At 42.0% G+C, this 16763-nt stretch carries 10 protein-coding genes; 5 read left to right on the plus strand and 5 right to left on the minus strand.

The genetic code is table 11. The features are described 5' to 3' along the window. Positions 1 to 162 precede the first annotated feature (162 nt). The 5 genes from murI to gmk form a co-directional block, all read right to left on the minus strand. Positions 163 to 969 carry a glutamate racemase gene (gene murI, locus CVP04_RS03515; RefSeq protein WP_100296142.1) on the minus strand — a complete coding sequence of 269 codons (807 nt, stop codon included), beginning with the start codon at positions 967 to 969 and terminating at the stop codon, positions 163 to 165. Positions 970 to 1022: 53 nt separating this feature from the next. Next, on the minus strand, positions 1023 to 3104 hold the full coding sequence (recG, locus tag CVP04_RS03520) for an ATP-dependent DNA helicase RecG (RefSeq protein ID WP_100296143.1): 2082 nt from the start codon (positions 3102 to 3104) through the stop codon (positions 1023 to 1025). After that, positions 3105 to 5228, minus strand: a complete 2124-nt coding sequence (spoT, locus tag CVP04_RS03525; protein WP_100296144.1) for a bifunctional GTP diphosphokinase/guanosine-3',5'-bis pyrophosphate 3'-pyrophosphohydrolase — start codon at positions 5226 to 5228, stop codon at positions 3105 to 3107. A gap of 70 nt (positions 5229 to 5298) precedes the next feature. Continuing rightward, entirely contained in the window at positions 5299 to 5565 is a 267-nt protein-coding gene (rpoZ, locus tag CVP04_RS03530; RefSeq protein ID WP_100296145.1) for a DNA-directed RNA polymerase subunit omega, read from the minus strand. Between the two features lie 68 nt (positions 5566 to 5633). Continuing rightward, on the minus strand, positions 5634 to 6260 hold the full coding sequence (gene gmk / locus CVP04_RS03535; protein ID WP_100296146.1) for a guanylate kinase: 627 nt from the start codon (positions 6258 to 6260) through the stop codon (positions 5634 to 5636). Between the two features lie 299 nt (positions 6261 to 6559). Between gmk and gapA the strand changes: the two genes are divergently transcribed. The 5 genes from gapA (at position 6560) to nrdG (ending at position 16752) form a co-directional block, all read left to right on the plus strand. Continuing rightward, positions 6560 to 7564, plus strand: coding sequence for a glyceraldehyde-3-phosphate dehydrogenase (gene gapA / locus CVP04_RS03540; protein ID WP_100296147.1), 1005 nt, complete (start codon positions 6560 to 6562; stop codon positions 7562 to 7564). A gap of 1595 nt (positions 7565 to 9159) precedes the next feature. Beyond that, positions 9160 to 10887 carry a group II intron reverse transcriptase/maturase gene (gene ltrA / locus CVP04_RS03550; protein WP_100296148.1) on the plus strand — a complete coding sequence of 576 codons (1728 nt, stop codon included), beginning with the start codon at positions 9160 to 9162 and terminating at the stop codon, positions 10885 to 10887. Positions 10888 to 11986: 1099 nt separating this feature from the next. Next, entirely contained in the window at positions 11987 to 13792 is a 1806-nt protein-coding gene (locus CVP04_RS03555) for an AMP-dependent synthetase/ligase (protein ID WP_100296149.1), read from the plus strand. A gap of 275 nt (positions 13793 to 14067) precedes the next feature. Continuing rightward, positions 14068 to 16194, plus strand: coding sequence for an anaerobic ribonucleoside-triphosphate reductase (nrdD, locus tag CVP04_RS03560; protein WP_100296150.1), 2127 nt, complete (start codon positions 14068 to 14070; stop codon positions 16192 to 16194). Positions 16195 to 16278: 84 nt separating this feature from the next. Then, complete coding sequence (gene nrdG / locus CVP04_RS03565) at positions 16279 to 16752, plus strand: anaerobic ribonucleoside-triphosphate reductase-activating protein (RefSeq protein WP_100296151.1); 474 nt, start codon at positions 16279 to 16281, stop codon at positions 16750 to 16752. Positions 16753 to 16763: the final 11 nt, after the last annotated feature.

Genomic DNA, 16763 nt, shown 5'->3' on the forward strand with positions numbered 1-16763 from the left:
GACGCACCGGATTTTAACTCTCGCAACAGCGCGTCGTTGTGTGGTGCGTATTATAGGGATTTCGAAACGCCTTGCAAGTCTTTTTTGCAAAAAAATTTAATTTTTTTATTACTCGATTATTTTTCAAGCTTTACGCTTTCTTTTTGCTCTATTATCTACGATTTATTCGCCAATTCCCGTTAACACACGCAATTCATTAAATCCCCATAATGATAATGCTTGTTGGAAAACCAGTTCATATTTAAAATTTTGCGTACAAAAAATCAGATTTTTCGTTTCCTTAATCGGGCGAACTTGCACATTTTCCAATAATTTTTTCACCCTTAACGCGATCGCTTTGCCCGGGTCGATGAAATATTTCACTTGCGGTAAACAAATTTGAATTTCATCTTTAATCAGCGGAAAGTGGGTGCAGCCTAAAATAACCGTATCTAAATCATCTATATCGCGCCATACTTTTAGTTCTTCATTTAACGCGAGTAAGTCCACCGAAGATCCGCGCAATTTTTGTTCCGCGATTTCGGCAAGCACCGTACTTCCCAGTTTTTCAACCACGCAATGCGACGCATAATTTTGGATAAGATCATTGACATACTGCCGTTTAACCGTCCCTTTTGTTGCCAATAATCCGATATGTTTCGTTTGTGAAATTTCCGCCGCCGGTTTAATTGCCGGCACGGTGCCGACGATAGGAATATTAAATGCTTCTCTTAACGCAGGCAATACGACCGTACTTGCCGTATTACAGGCTATCACGATTAAATCCAAAGGATAGTCTTTATCGATTTTTCGACAAATCGCCAACGTCCTTTCCGTAATGATTTGCTCGGATTTTTCGGAATAAGGAAAACCACCGTTATCAAAACAATATAGATACTGATTATCCGGTAAAAGCGCTTTCACTTCGCGATAAACGCTAAAGCCTCCGACACCGGAATCAAAAAACAGAATAGTAGGTTTTTGGCACATATTATCTCAATCTAAAAACATTTTATTTTTACACCGCACTTTAACGCAATTTATCAAGCATTTCCGTATATTTCACGATTATTCAACCAACGCCGAATCAAAAGTTCGGCAATTTCCGGATGCGTTGTAATCAGATTGCGGGCATAGTGCTGTATTTGCGGGATCATTTTACGATCCCGCATTAAATTTGCAACTTTAAATTCTGCCGCGCCCGTTTGTTTTGTTCCCAATACTTCACCCGGCCCGCGAATTTCCAAATCTTTTTCTGAAATAAAGAAGCCGTCTTGACTTTCACGCATTACTTGTAGCCGTTTTTGCGAGACTTTGCCGAGCGGCGGTTTATACATTAACACGCAATAAGACGCCGTACTGCCGCGCCCGACGCGTCCGCGTAATTGGTGCAGCTGCGATAAACCCAAACGTTCCGCATTTTCAATAATCATTAAACTGGCATTTGGTACGTCAACGCCGACTTCAATCACCGTCGTCGCCACCAAAAGATCCAGTTCGGCATTCTTAAAAGCGTCTATCACCTGCTGCTTTTCCTGTGCTTTCATTCTACCGTGGACTAATCCGATGCGTAAGTGCGGTAATATTTTACGCAGATCTTCCGCGGTTGCCTCGGCGGCTTGCGCTTCCAATACTTCGCTTGCATCAATCAAGGTACACACCCAATAAACCTGCCGTTTTTCATTTAAGCACGCGGCGTTGACACGAGAAATAATCTCTCCGCGTCGTTCTTCCGAAACCGTAACGGTAGTAATCGGCATTCTGCCAGGCGGTAATTCATCAATAATCGAGATATCCAAATCCGCATAAACCGTCATCGCCAACGTGCGCGGAATCGGCGTGGCGGTCATAATTAATTGATGCGGATAATATCCCGAACGGTTACCTTTTTCACGCAACATTAAACGTTGATGTACGCCGAAACGATGTTGTTCATCCACAATCACCAGCGCCAGATCGGCGAATTGGACGTCCTCCTGAAACAGCGCGTGCGTGCCCACCACCATTTGCACTTTGCCTTCACGGAGTTGCGTCAACGCGTTTTGACGCGCTTTTCCTTTCACTTTGCCCGCAAGCCAACCGACTTCAATACCCAACGGCGTAAACCAACGGCAAAAATTTTCCGCGTGCTGTTCCGCCAAAATTTCCGTTGGCGCCATTAATGCCGCTTGTTTACCGTTATCAATCGCCACCAACGCCGCCAATGCCGCAACCAAGGTTTTACCGGATCCGACATCGCCTTGAATCAGACGCATCATCGGGTAAGTTCGCGATAAATCTTGTTCGATTTCTTGCACGACGCGCCGTTGTGCGTTCGTCGGTTGAAACGGTAATCCTTGCAAAAAGCGGAATTTGATTTCGCTTTGGTGTAGCAAAGGCACGGCGGAAAACTGTTGCGTACTTAACCGCACTTTTTGCATAGCCAAATTATGTGCCAAGAGTTCTTCGAAAATTAACCGTAGCTGGGCGGGATGTTTGCCTTGTTCCAATAAAACTAAGGCAATATCCGGCGGCGGACGATGCAAAATATGCAGCGCCTCTTTTAAATGGAACGGATACGGATTAAACGCTTGCGGTAAAAGTTCCGCAATGTCCATTTGCGCTAATAGCGCCAAAGCTTGATCGGTTAACTTGCGTAATGTATTTTGTTTTAATCCTTCCGTAGTGGCATAAATGGGCGTAAGCGTTTCTTCAAGCACGAGCGGCGAATTATCTCGCACGATTTGGTATTCGGGATGATGAATTTCCGCCATAAAACGACCGCGCTTTATTTCCCCGAAAGCTTTCACGCGATTGCCGAGTTGAAAACTGTTTTTCATTCCGGCGTTAAAATTAAAAAAGCGCAACATTATTTTTGATGTGCCGTCGGACAAACTCACCGTAAGCACAGGACGCTTGCCGAATTGCACCTCACAAGTTTGCACAATGCCTTCAATCGTCGCATATTGTTCCGGACGCAAGTCGATTATCGGCGTAATACGCGTGCGATCTTCATAACGAAGGGGTAAATGAAATAATAGATCTTGAAGATTATAAATGCCTAAGCGGGAAAGTTTTTCGGCAATGGCGGCGCCGACGCCGGACAGCGTCGTAAGCGGAATCGCATCTAATACTTGAGTCGCCATTTAACTGTTGGTGTTACGTTCGATACTGACAAAGCCCGGAATCGTTTTAATTTTACGAATAATGCCGGCTAAATGCTGGGTATCGCGCGCTGTTAATAAAACGATAATTTGATATAACCGCCCGTCTTGTTCTTCCGTCCAAATGCTGTGAATATTACTTTCCAGCGACGAAATCGCCGAGGTGAGATTCGGCAACGCGCCCTGCTGATTAATTAATTCAATGCGCAGTTCGGCTTCAAATTCCACTTTGTTGTCGCTTTGTTCCCAAGTGACGGCAGTATAATGCTCCGGATTATATTTCCGGCTTTTTAAGTTGGCACAACATTCGTGATGAATGACTAAGCCTTTTCCCGGACTAGCATACGCTACAATCGGATCACCCGGAATCGGATGACAACATTGCGCAAAAGATGTCAACAAGCCTTCCGTACTGGTAATAACCAACGGATTTTTCCCGTTATCCGGTTGACCGTCCGTATCGATTTCGATCGTCTCACCGAGCAAACGATAAGCGATCACCGCGCTCATTTGATTGCCCAAACCGATTTCCGTTAACAATTCATCAAAATTCGCAAGTTTTAATTCATCTAACAATTCCGCGATTTTTTCGCTCGGAATGTCATCTAATTTATGCGGCAACAGCGCATTGACCAACTGGCGTTTTCCTAGCAAAAGTGCGGTATCCGCGCGCAAATCTTTTAACGCGTGACGAATATTAGTGCGCGCTTTCGCCGTTACCACGAAATTCAACCAACCGACATTCGGCTGTGCCGTTGCCGAGGTAATAATTTCAATCGTTTGACCGGATTGTAACGCTTGAGAAAGCGGATAAGGTTTACGATCTACATTCGCCGCAATACAAGATCGTCCGATGTCGGAATGCACGGCATAGGCGAAATCCACCGGCGTTGCACCGACCGGCAACTCCACAATGCGCCCTTTCGGCGTGAAAACATAAATTTCTTTCGGGAAAAATTCGGATTTGACGCTTTCGATAAATTCAAAAGAATTTCCGACGCTTTGTTGCAACTCAATCAAACTTTGTAACCAGCGTTGCGCACGAATCTGCGCGGTGGTACTGTCGTTTTTACCACCTTGTTTATACGCCCAATGCGCCGCCACGCCCATTTCCGCCATTTGATCCATTTCTTCAGTGCGGATTTGCACTTCCACCGGCACACCGTGCGGCCCGATCATCGACGTATGCAACGATTGATAACCATTCGCCTTCGGCACGGCGATATAATCTTTCACCCGTCCCGGACGTGGTTTATATAAGCCGTGCATTTGCCCCAACACGCGATAACAGGTATCAACGTCTTTCACCACGGCGCGAAAGGCATAAATATCCATAATCGAATGAAATTGCTGATCTTTAAGGCGCATTTTCTGATAAATCGCATAAAGGTGTTTTTCGCGTCCGAATACACGCGCTTCAATGCCCATATCGTTCAAACGACCTTTAATCTCGTCGGAAATCCGCAAAATCATATCTTTACGGTTTCCGCGCGCGATTTGAATGACTTTTTGCAACACCGCATAACGCTGCGGATGCATCGCTTCGAAGCCTAAATCTTCCAATTCGTTTTTGATATGTTCAATGCCCAAACGATGAGCCAAAGGTGCATAAATTTCGAGGGTTTCTTTGGCGATACGCCGGCGCTTATCCGGACGCAATGCGCTTAAAGTGCGCATATTGTGCGTTCGGTCGGCGAGTTTGATTAAGACGACGCGAATATCGCGCGTCATTGCGAGAATCATTTTACGGAAGTTTTCCGCTTCCGCTTCTTTGCGTGTGCGGAATTTTAATTTATCCAGTTTAGACACCCCCTCCACAATTTCGGCAACGCTAGCACCGAATTCGGCTTTCAGCTGTTCTTCTGTATAAGGCGTATCTTCAATTACATCGTGCAACAGCGCCGCCATTACCGCTTCGTGATCCAAACGCATTTCCGCGATAATGGAAGCCACAGCGACAGGATGCGTAATATAAGGCTCGCCGCTGGAGCGAGACTGCCCTTCGTGCGCGTCTCTGGCAATCACAAACGCACGTTTTACTAATTCAATTTGTTCGGCGGGCAAATAGCCGCGAATAATTCGATCTAAACTTTCAAACAAAAACAAAGGACACCCGATCTTTCGATTTATATTAAATGCCAACGGATAAATTAATTAAAAAACGACCGCACTCTAATTAATCGGATAATAACGAAACGGAGTGTGTTTCCGTATTTTCTTGCGCTAAGGCTTCGTGACGATCCTGTGCGTTCATAATTTCGTTATTAATTAATCCTTTTTCAATTTCACGCAATGCGATTACTGTCGGTTTATCGTTATCTTCCGGTACCAAAGGTTCGCGAACGTGTAATTGTAACTGTCTTGCACGACGCGCTGCGGTTAAAATTAAATCAAAACGGTTACCGATTTTCTCAACCGCGTCCTGCACTGTTACACGAGCCATAAATTACTCCACCAAGATTAAAATTGTTTAATAAATAAAAAAGGGTACTTATGATACTAAAACGCAACTTATTTTGCCAGCAGTTGATTAATTAATACCGCATTTTGTGTACGCTGATAATCCGTCGTTAAGCGCTCGGCACGTAAAATATGACGTAAATCCGCCAAGGCTTGAGCAAAATCGTCGTTAACGATGACATAATCATATTCGTCATAATGCGACATTTCATCGACTGCTTTCGACATTCGCTCGGCAATTACTGCTGCGCTATCTTGTCCGCGACCAATCAAACGTTTTTCCAATTCCGCAAGCGACGGCGGCAAAATAAAAATACTTTTTACCGAAGGTAATTTTGCACGAATTTGTTGTGCGCCTTGCCAGTCGATATCCAAAAATACATCAATGCCTTGCGCCAAATTTTTTTCAATCGCCGGAAGCGAAGTGCCGTAATAATTTCCGCCGAAAACCTTGGCGTATTCTAAAAATAAATTTTGTTCGATTAATTGTTCGAATTCCGTTTGGGAGACAAAATAATAATGAACCCCTTCCGTCTCGCCGGGACGCGGCGAGCGCGTGGTGTGCGACACCGACACCATCATTTTACCTTCGTTATCTTGTTCTAATAATGCACTGATCAAAGAGGATTTCCCCGCACCGCTCGGCGCAGAAATAATATAAAGATTGCCTAAAGCCATTGTGATACCTCGCAGCAAAAAGAATGAATGTTTCCATTATGCCGACAAATCAATAAAAAATCAGTAAAAAGTGCGGTGATTTTTGCTAAAAAATCGCGAGATTTCGTTTTTATCACCCGATTGTTCAAAAAATATTTCAAAAATTTGACATAGATCACAAAAAGTTTATCTGTTATAGTTTTGCCGATAGTCTGGTTTCATCAAAAAAAGAAACCGTGCTATAATCCGTTCCGACGAAAAGTGGAACCTCCACTATGACGTACAATTTTTGTTTAACTTAAATTATAGGTGAAAATCTTATGGCAATTAAAATTGGTATCAACGGCTTTGGCCGTATCGGTCGTATCGTATTCCGTGCAGCACAACATCGTGATGACATCGAAGTTGTAGGTATCAACGACTTAATCGACGTTGATTATATGGCTTATATGTTAAAATACGATTCAACTCACGGTCGTTTCGACGGTACCGTTGAAGTGGTTGACGGTAACTTAGTAGTTAACGGCAAAACCATCCGTGTAACTGCAGAACGTGATCCGGCAAACTTAAACTGGGCTGCAATCGGTGTTGATATCGCTGTTGAAGCAACCGGTTTATTCTTAACCGACGAAACTGCACGCAAACACATCACTGCAGGTGCGAAAAAAGTTGTTTTAACCGGTCCGTCTAAAGACAACACCCCAATGTTCGTTCGTGGCGTAAACTTCGACGCTTATGCAGGTCAAGACATCGTTTCTAACGCATCTTGTACAACAAACTGTTTAGCACCGCTTGCTAAAGTAATCAACGATAAATTCGGTATCAAAGACGGTTTAATGACAACCGTTCACGCAACAACAGCAACTCAAAAAACTGTTGACGGTCCTTCTGCTAAAGACTGGCGCGGTGGTCGTGGTGCTTCTCAAAACATCATCCCATCTTCAACAGGTGCAGCGAAAGCAGTAGGTAAAGTAATTCCTGAATTAAACGGTAAATTAACCGGTATGGCATTCCGCGTTCCTACTCCGAACGTATCTGTCGTTGACTTAACCGTTAACTTAGAAAAACCTGCAACTTACGAAGAAATTTGTAAAGAAATCAAACGCGCTTCCGAAAACGAAATGAAAGGCGTGTTAGGTTACACTGAAGATGCAGTAGTTTCTACTGACTTCAATGGTTGCGCATTCACCTCCGTATTCGATGCGGACGCTGGTATCGCATTAACCGATACTTTCGTTAAATTAGTATCTTGGTACGATAACGAAACCGGTTATTCAAACAAAGTATTAGACTTAGTTGCTCACATCTACAACTACAAAGGCTAAGTGCGACAAGTGTCGTGCTTACTGGGAATAAGTCCTTATATATCAAGGACTTATTCTCTGAAAGAGAGCAGTATTCTTATTGCTTTCTTTCGACTATTCAATATCTCACGAGAGATAATTGGGTAGGCAGACTAGAGACGGAGCGTTGCTCAAGATCTAGTTCTAAGTTGGGGAAGACGATTTCCAACTTTATGCGGTAATAAGGTATGATCTTCACTCTGAGGTACTCAACTACGTTGTACGAGGGAGTTTGAGGAGAGTAAGAAAGCAAGATCCGTTATCGAAAGATATTACTACCGTTAGTCGCCTGCTTTAAGTAGAGTGGCTTGGGTCAGATCCAAAACGTAATATTGTCCATAAAGAATAATCGTGCAACCTACTATAAATAAAGTCCCAAAGGCTTATAGCATTCTGAGAGAAGCCGAAAGTAAGGAAGTGGAATTTCTTATGATCGAATGTATCCTTTACTACTTATCTTTACTTAGGGATGTTCCTACAAGGAAGTACCCATTGTAGCTTGAAATTGATAGCTACCCGTAAATGGCTTGCGGTAACAGCACGGCTATTTTTCGGCTCAAATTTACCTAAACTTGTATCCAGTAATCTTACTTATCTATACCTATAAATAGACTGATCATCTATCTATTTGCATAGCTATAGGTTCGATCTATCTGATATTAAGTGGTTAATTTACAAAGTAATTTAGTAATAAATTGCAAAAGGTAAGTTTTAAAGCAACAGCAAGGGCTTATTTATGATAATTAGGTACTCACTTAGATAAGTATGAGTAAGCTGTTATTACTATTGTTACAATCTAGTTAATGGTAGATATACTTAGTTACCAATAAATAGATGAGTGTAACCTGTTATATGACTAACAGTAACCTAGGGATAGTGCATTACTGGCAACGGCAATGTGCGGAGCTTCCTGACAATGTACCCCCTGTACAGGTTATTAACATTGTGAAATGTTAATAAGATACTCGGAACGACCACTGGGTTGAGGGGCTAGGTTGAATAGAAAGATAAACGTAAGTGAACAGTCGTAATTCTCGTTATGTAGAACAAGCCTACGGTCGCTATCGGCTTGAACCAAAATGGTATGCAGTGGGTTATCTCATTTTAGCCTTGGGATACGTCATCATAACACTGTCGGGAAACAGATTGTATCTTCACTATTCGTGTAGTAATAATGGAACTTGGTAAGCCTATATTCTCGCCTGAAAAGGCAGGCAAAGCGTAAGCAATGCTGTTGGGAGTGTAGGTAAAAGAGGTTGGAGAAAGCAAATGCCATACTGTAATGGTATGGATAGGGTATGAAATATGACCTAACTCGAAAGGGTGCAGACTTCCAACTGGTCTTTCATCGCAAGATGTCTGACAAATTCCTTAATGTTTGAATGAGGAATTAAAGAAAGCGAGCGTTGGCTTGCAGATTAGAAATAATCAAACAAACCAACGCAAAGCACTCTTTATCCTTAATAATAAACCAAGAGTGTAAGTCTATTGGTAACGATAGCGACTCTTGGAGTATCCAAACGAAAAGAGGAACTATCTATTTTACCAAGAAAACTTATCTCTTCACGGAGGTAAGTATGAAAGAGCGAACTCATCATACTAAGAAATTAGTCAGTAGTCCAGCTCCAACGACCTCACACATATCACAATGGCATTATATCGACTGGTATAAGGCAAACCGATATGTGAAAGGAATGCAGGTGCGGATTGCGAAGGCAACACAGGAAGGTAACTGGCGTAAGGTTAAAAACTTACAACGAATGCTGACCCGCTCGTTTTATGCAAAAGCGATTGCAGTAAGACGAGTGACTGAAAATACAGGCAAAAGAACGGCTGGTATAGACAAACGCATTTGGGATACCCCAAAATCGAAATGGATTGCTATACAAGAACTATCAAGTAAAGGGTACAAACCTAAACCATTAAGACGAGTATTCATTCCGAAATCAAACGGAAAGAAACGTCCATTAGGCATACCTACAATGAAAGATAGAGCAATGCAGATGTTATATCTACTGGCATTGCAACCTGTTGCAGAAACCACAGCAGATAACAACTCATATGGATTTAGATTAAACCGTTCAACGGCAGACGCTATATCACATATACATAGTATATTTTCAACAAAAGGGACACATACTCGTCAAATGGCAGAATGGGTTCTGGATGCAGATATACAAGGTTGTTTTGACTACATTAACCACGATTGGTTGTTAAAGCATATTCCAATGAATAAGCGAATACTCAAGAAATGGTTAAAATCAGGTGTGGTTGAATTTGGACGACTAAAAGCAACAACGGAGGGAACACCTCAAGGCGGTATTATCTCGCCTACGTTGGCAAATATGGCGTTAGACGGGTTAGAAAAAGAGCTAATCAAGCACTTTGGTGCAAAGAATAGCCCTAAATTAGCAAAACATAGAACATACCTAGTCAGATATGCAGATGACTTTATTATTTCAGGAATATCGAAAGAATTACTGGAAGAAAAAGTGATACCAATAGTCAAAACCTTTCTTGCTGAAAGGGGGCTTTCTCTATCAGAAAGCAAGACTAAGGTAGTGCATATAGATCAAGGATTTGACTTTTTAGGTTGGACGGTAAGACGTTTCAATAAGAAATTGATTATTAAACCGAGTAAGAAGAATGTGAAAGCATTTTATGACAAGGTTAAAAAGATCATTTCAATAATGAAAATGGCGAAGCAAGACGATCTTATAAAAGTATTAAATCCAATGATCAGGGGTTGGACGAACTACCACAGGCATACTGTCGCAAAAGTGATATTCAACCGAATGGATAGTTTGATATGGAAAGCTTTATGGCGTTGGTGCAGTCGAAGACACCCAAACAAAGGTAAAGTTTGGATTAAAGAGAAATACTTTTGTTCAACAGCAACTAGAAATTGGGTATTTGGAACGGTAACAATGAATAATAAGCAGGAAATAATCCCGATAGATTTAATGTATTGTGGATATGTTACAATCAAACGACACAAGAAAGTGAAATCACAATATAAGCCATTTTTACCTGAATGGGAATTGTATGGAGAAAAGCTAGCTCAAGAGCGGATGTATGATGAACAATCACACAGACGACAATGGCAGTTTTTATACAAAGAACAAAAAGGAAAATGTCTATTATGTGGAAATCCAATCACTAAAGAAACAGGCTGGCACGATCATCATATAATTTATAAAATATATGGTGAAACAGATGTATTAAAGAATAGATGTTTAGTACATCCAGAATGCCATAGTCAAATACATCGCCTAAATTTAAAAGTAGTGAAGCCGACTGCCTAGCAGTTAATAGAAAGGCTTGAGCTGTATGCAGAGAAATTTGCTTGTACAGTTCTTAGGGGGCTGAGTGGTAGTAATACCACTTGGCTACCCGATTTAAAACTTTGCAAAAAAGAACCGCTCTTTACGAGCGGTTTTTTTGTTGACAAAGTGTAAGGTACAACCTGATAACATAGTTTACATCGTAACCCAAAGACATCGTTTACATTCATTTGTAAACGCTCACCTAAAAAACGATGACAAACCTGATTTAAATCGTATTTTATGTGTAGGATGGGCTTCAGCCCATCAAAAAATATAATTATTTCAATATGATGGGCTAAAGCCCATCCTACTTAAGTATACTTTGTCAATAAACTGGAACCGCTCTTTACGAGCGGTTTTTTTGTTGACAAAGTGTAAGGTACAACCTGATAACATAGTTTACATCGTAATCCAAAGACATCGTTTACATTCATTTGTAAACGCTCACCTAAAAAACGATGACAAACCTGATTTAAATCGTATTTTATGTGTAGGATGGGCTTCAGCCCATCAAAAAATATAATTATTTCAATATGATGGGCTAAAGCCCATCCTACTTAAGTATACTTTGTCAATAAACTGGAACCGCTCTTTACGAGCGGTTTTTTTGTTGACAAAGTGTAAGGTACAACCTGATAACATAGTTTACATCGTAACCCAAAGACATCGTTTACATTCATTTGTAAACGCTCACCTAAAAAGCGATGACAAACCTGATTTAAATCGTATTTTATGTGTAGGATGGGCTTCAGCCCATCAAAAAATATAATTATTTCAATATGATGGGCTAAAGCCCATCCTACTTAAGTATACTTTGTCAATAAACTGGAACCGCTCTTTACGAGCGGTTTTTTATTTCTCCTCACTTTTCCCTCGAAGGCGTTTAAAAAAGATAAGCGAACAAATGTTTTTCTTTAAACTGTTATTTCCCTCACAAAATCCATAATTTCTTTAGATTTTCTGATTTTTTACTGGTATTTTCTCTCATTACTCTTTATATTAGCGCACAAGTGTTCGCTTAAATAAATTTCATATTGAACACGGTTTATCTGATTTCATAAAGGGAAATAAACAAGCTATGAATCCACTCGATTTTCATTTTATCAACCGTATTCATCATCGTTCGGAAACGTTGGCAAATCAAACCGCACTTCGTTACCACGAAAACGATCGCTGGCAAGATATTTCTTGGGCTGAATTTCAGCGTCAAATTGATGAAGTCTCACGCGCACTCTTAGCTAATCATATCGACGTGCAAGATAAAATCGGGATTTTTGCGCATAATATGCCGCGTTGGACAATCACCGACATCGGCGCGTTACAAATTCGTGCGGTCACCGTGCCGATTTATGCCACCAACACCGCACAACAAGCGGAATTTATTCTCAATGATGCGGATATCAAAATTTTATTCGTCGGCGATCAAGAACAATTCGATCACGCAATGGAAATTGCCGCGCAATGTCCGCAATTACAAAAAATTGTGGCGATGAAAGAATCGATCGATTTAAAAGATCACAACATCGCTTATTATTGGCAAGACTTTGTTGCTACCGGTTCCTCGGCGCAACAAACAGAATTGAATCAACGTCTTGCAGACAAACGACTTGGCGATCTTTTCACTCTGATTTATACCTCCGGCACAACCGGCGAACCGAAAGGCGTAATGTTGGATTATGCAAATTTAGCACACCAGCTTAACGCGCACGATCTGTCGTTAAAACCTATCGATCACAATGATATTTCCCTGTCATTTTTACCTTTTTCTCATATTTTCGAACGTGCTTGGGTCGCCTATGTGTTACATCGCGGCGCGATAAATTGTTATATTGAAGACACCAACCAAGTGCGGTCGGCATTAAGCGAGATTCGCCCGACATTAATGTGCGCCGTGCCACGTTTTTATGAAAAAATTTACACCGCGATTCACGATAAAGTCCAACAAGCGCCCTTTTTCAGACGCGCGATTTTTAATTGGGCGATGAATGTCGGACATCGATATTTCGATCTGAAAAGCCAAAAACGTCCAGTTCCTTTTTTATTGCAAAAACAATATGTTTTAGCGAATAAATTAGTGCTGGGCAAATTGCGTAATCTGCTCGGCGGACGTATTCGAATGATGCCGTGCGGCGGCGCAAAATTAGAATCCTCCATCGGCTTATTTTTCCAAAGTATCGGCATTAATATCAAATTAGGCTACGGAATGACGGAAACCACCGCCACGGTGTCGTGCTGGAAAGATGATCATTTCGAACCGAATTCAATCGGCGAAGTAATGCCGGGCGCAGAAGTGAAAATCGGCGAAAACAATGAAATTTTAGTACGCGGCGGAATGGTAATGCGCGGTTATTACAAAAAACCGGAAGAAACGGCGCAAGCCTTCACGGAAGACGGTTTTCTGAAAACCGGTGACGCCGGCGAATTTGATGCGCAAGGCAATTTATACATCACCGATCGGATTAAAGAATTAATGAAAACCTCCACTGGAAAATATATCGCGCCGCAATATATCGAAGGCAAAATCGGTAAAGACAAATTTATCGAGCAAATCGCCATTATCGCCGATGCGAAAAAATATGTTTCCGCGTTGATCGTGCCTTGTTTCACCTCTTTGGAAGAATACGCCAAACAACTAAACATCAAATATCAGGATCGAATGGAATTGGTCAAACATTCCGAGATCATCAAAATGTTTGAAAAACGTATTGCCGAATTGCAAAAAGAATTGCCGAATTTCGAGCAAATTAAAAAATTCACCTTACTTCCGCAAGCATTCAGCACTGCGATGAATGAAATCACCCCGACCTTAAAACTGCGTCGTAAAGTGATTTTACAGCGCTATAAAGAGCAAATCGAAGCAATGTATAAAAAGCAGTCGAAATAATCCCTCAAAGTGCGGTCAAAACGACTGCACTTTTTTCATCTGTATAACCTCTCGACAATTAAATAAATAACGTGATCCATATCACAAAATAACATTTTTTATTTGAGAATAATTCTCATAAACAACGATGATTTTTTCTAATAAAACCAATTAGTAACCTCTCATTTGCACAAAAATACAGCCGAAATCGGCAAATTTTGCCGGTTGAAATTTGAAGAATATCTATATATAGTGTGCCTCATTATTTTAAAACACAACATATGGTCATACATAAAATGGGTACTTTCTTTGTTATCAAACGCGACGGTTCGCGCATTGTTTTTGAAATTCAACGTATTATCAACGCCATTAAAAAAGCGGCGTTGGCGGTCGGTATCAACGATGATCGTTATTGCTACAGTATCGGTCAACAAGTTTGCGACGAAATCTTTACGCATCATCAGCAAGAAATCGACATTAGCCGTATTCAGCAAATCGTTGAAAATCATTTAATGTCAAGCCAATATCCGCAAATCGCCCGCGCATATATCGAATATCGCCACGACAGAGATTTGGCGCGCGAAAAACGTAGCAATTTAACCAAAGAAATCGAAGGTTTGATTGAGCAAAGCAATGTGGAATTGTTGAATGAAAACGCTAATAAAGACGCGAAAGTGATTCCGACCCAACGGGATTTGCTCGCCGGTATCGTGGCGAAACATTATGCCAAACGCCATATTTTGCCGCGTGATGTAGTCGAGGCACACGAAAAAGGCGAAATTCATTATCACGATTTGGATTATGCGCCGTTTTTCCCAATGTTTAACTGTATGTTGGTCGATTTAAAAGGAATGCTCACCAGCGGATTTAAAATGGGCAATGCCGAAATCGAACCGCCGAAATCCATCGGCACGGCAACCGCCGTCACCGCACAAATTATCGCGCAAGTCGCCAGCCATATTTACGGCGGCACAACCATAAACCGCATTGACGAAGTATTGGCGCCTTATGTGCAATTAAGCTATGAAAAGCATTTGAAAACCGCCGAACAATGGCACATTCCCGATGCGAAAGCCTATGCCGACGCGTTAATCGAAAAAGAATGTTTCGACGCTTTTCAATCCTTAGAATATGAAGTCAACACGCTACATACGTCAAACGGACAAACTCCTTTCGTCACTTTCGGATTCGGTTTGGGCACTACTTGGCAACAACGTTTGATTCAACAATCCATTTTACGCAATCGTATTCGCGGCTTAGGGCGCAATCATAAAACGCCGGTTTTCCCGAAATTAGTGTTCACCATTAAAAAAGGCGTCAACCAAAGCAAAACGGATCCGAATTACGATATTAAACAACTCGCCTTGGAATGCGCGTCGAAACGGATGTATCCGGATATTTTAAATTATGATCAAGTGGTGAAAGTCACCGGTTCCTTTAAAGCGCCGATGGGTTGCCGCAGCTTTTTGGGCGCTTACCAAGAAAACGAGGAATTCGTTCACGACGGGCGCAATAACTTAGGCGTCGTCAGCGTGAATTTACCGCGTATCGCCTTGGAGGCCAAAGGCGACGAAGCGACATTCTATGCGTTGCTCGATCAACGTTTAGCGATTGCGAAAAAAGCCTTGATGACACGCATTGCCCGCTTGGAAAATACCAAAGCGCGCGTGGCACCGATTTTATATATGGAAGGAGCGTGCGGCGTGCGTTTGAAAGCGGACGATAATATCGCGCAAATCTTCAAAAACGGACGCGCCTCCATTTCCTTGGGTTATATCGGTATTCACGAAACAATTAACGCGCTTTATGGCAATCGCCATATTTACGACGATGAATTACTACGTCAAAAAGGAGTGGAAATCGTCAAATATCTCAGCGACGCCACAATTCGCTGGAAACAAGAAACCAGCTATGCTTTCAGTTTATATTCCACACCGAGCGAAAATCTCTGTGATCGTTTCTGCCGTTTGGATACCAAAACATTCGGTGTAATCGACGGCGTCACCGATAAAGGTTACTACACCAACAGCTATCATTTGGACGTTGAGAAAAAAGTCAATCCTTACGATAAACTGGATTTCGAGATGCCTTATCCGCCGCTTGCCAGCGGAGGATTCATCTGTTACGGCGAATACCCGAATATTCAACATAACTTAAAAGCCTTAGAGGACGTTTGGGATTACAGCTATGATCGCGTACCTTATTACGGCACTAACACGCCGATCGACGAATGCTACGAATGCGGCTATACCGGCGAATTTGAGTGTACAAGCAAAGGCTTTACCTGCCCGAAATGCGGCAATCACGACAGTGAAAAAGTCTCGGTGACACGTCGTGTCTGCGGTTATTTAGGCAGTCCGGATGCACGTCCGTTCAACGCCGGCAAACAGGAAGAAGTTAAACGCCGTGTGAAACATATGTAATACGAGGCGACACAGTTTCGCGCGCTCATTAGGGCGTGCGAAATCGTTACAATAAAAATGTTTCAACCATAAGGTAGATATTTGATGAATTATCTGCAATATTATCCCGTGGACATCGTCAACGGCGAAGGTACGCGCTGCACCTTATTCGTCAGCGGTTGCACTCACGCCTGCAAAGGTTGTTACAATCAAAAAAGCTGGTCTTTTTCCGCCGGCGTACCTTTCAATCACGCTATGGAAGAACAAATTCTCAAGGATCTTAAAGATACGCGCATAAAACGGCAAGGATTGAGTTTATCCGGCGGCGATCCCTTACATCCGCAAAATATCACCGCACTTTTACCGCTGGTACAACGCATTAAACGCGAATGCCCTGACAAAGATATTTGGGTGTGGACGGGCTATCGGTTGGAAGAACTCGATGAAACGCAACAACAAATGCTGCCTTATATCGATGTATTAATTGATGGAAAATTTATTCAAGAACAAGCGGATCCTGCGCTTGTTTGGCGCGGCTCGGCAAATCAGGTAATTCATCGTTTTACTCATATCGACTAAATGCATCTAGA

Source organism: Caviibacterium pharyngocola, from assembly GCF_002795405.1.
In the GTDB taxonomy this organism is placed as follows: Bacteria; Pseudomonadota; Gammaproteobacteria; order Enterobacterales; family Pasteurellaceae; genus Caviibacterium; species Caviibacterium pharyngocola.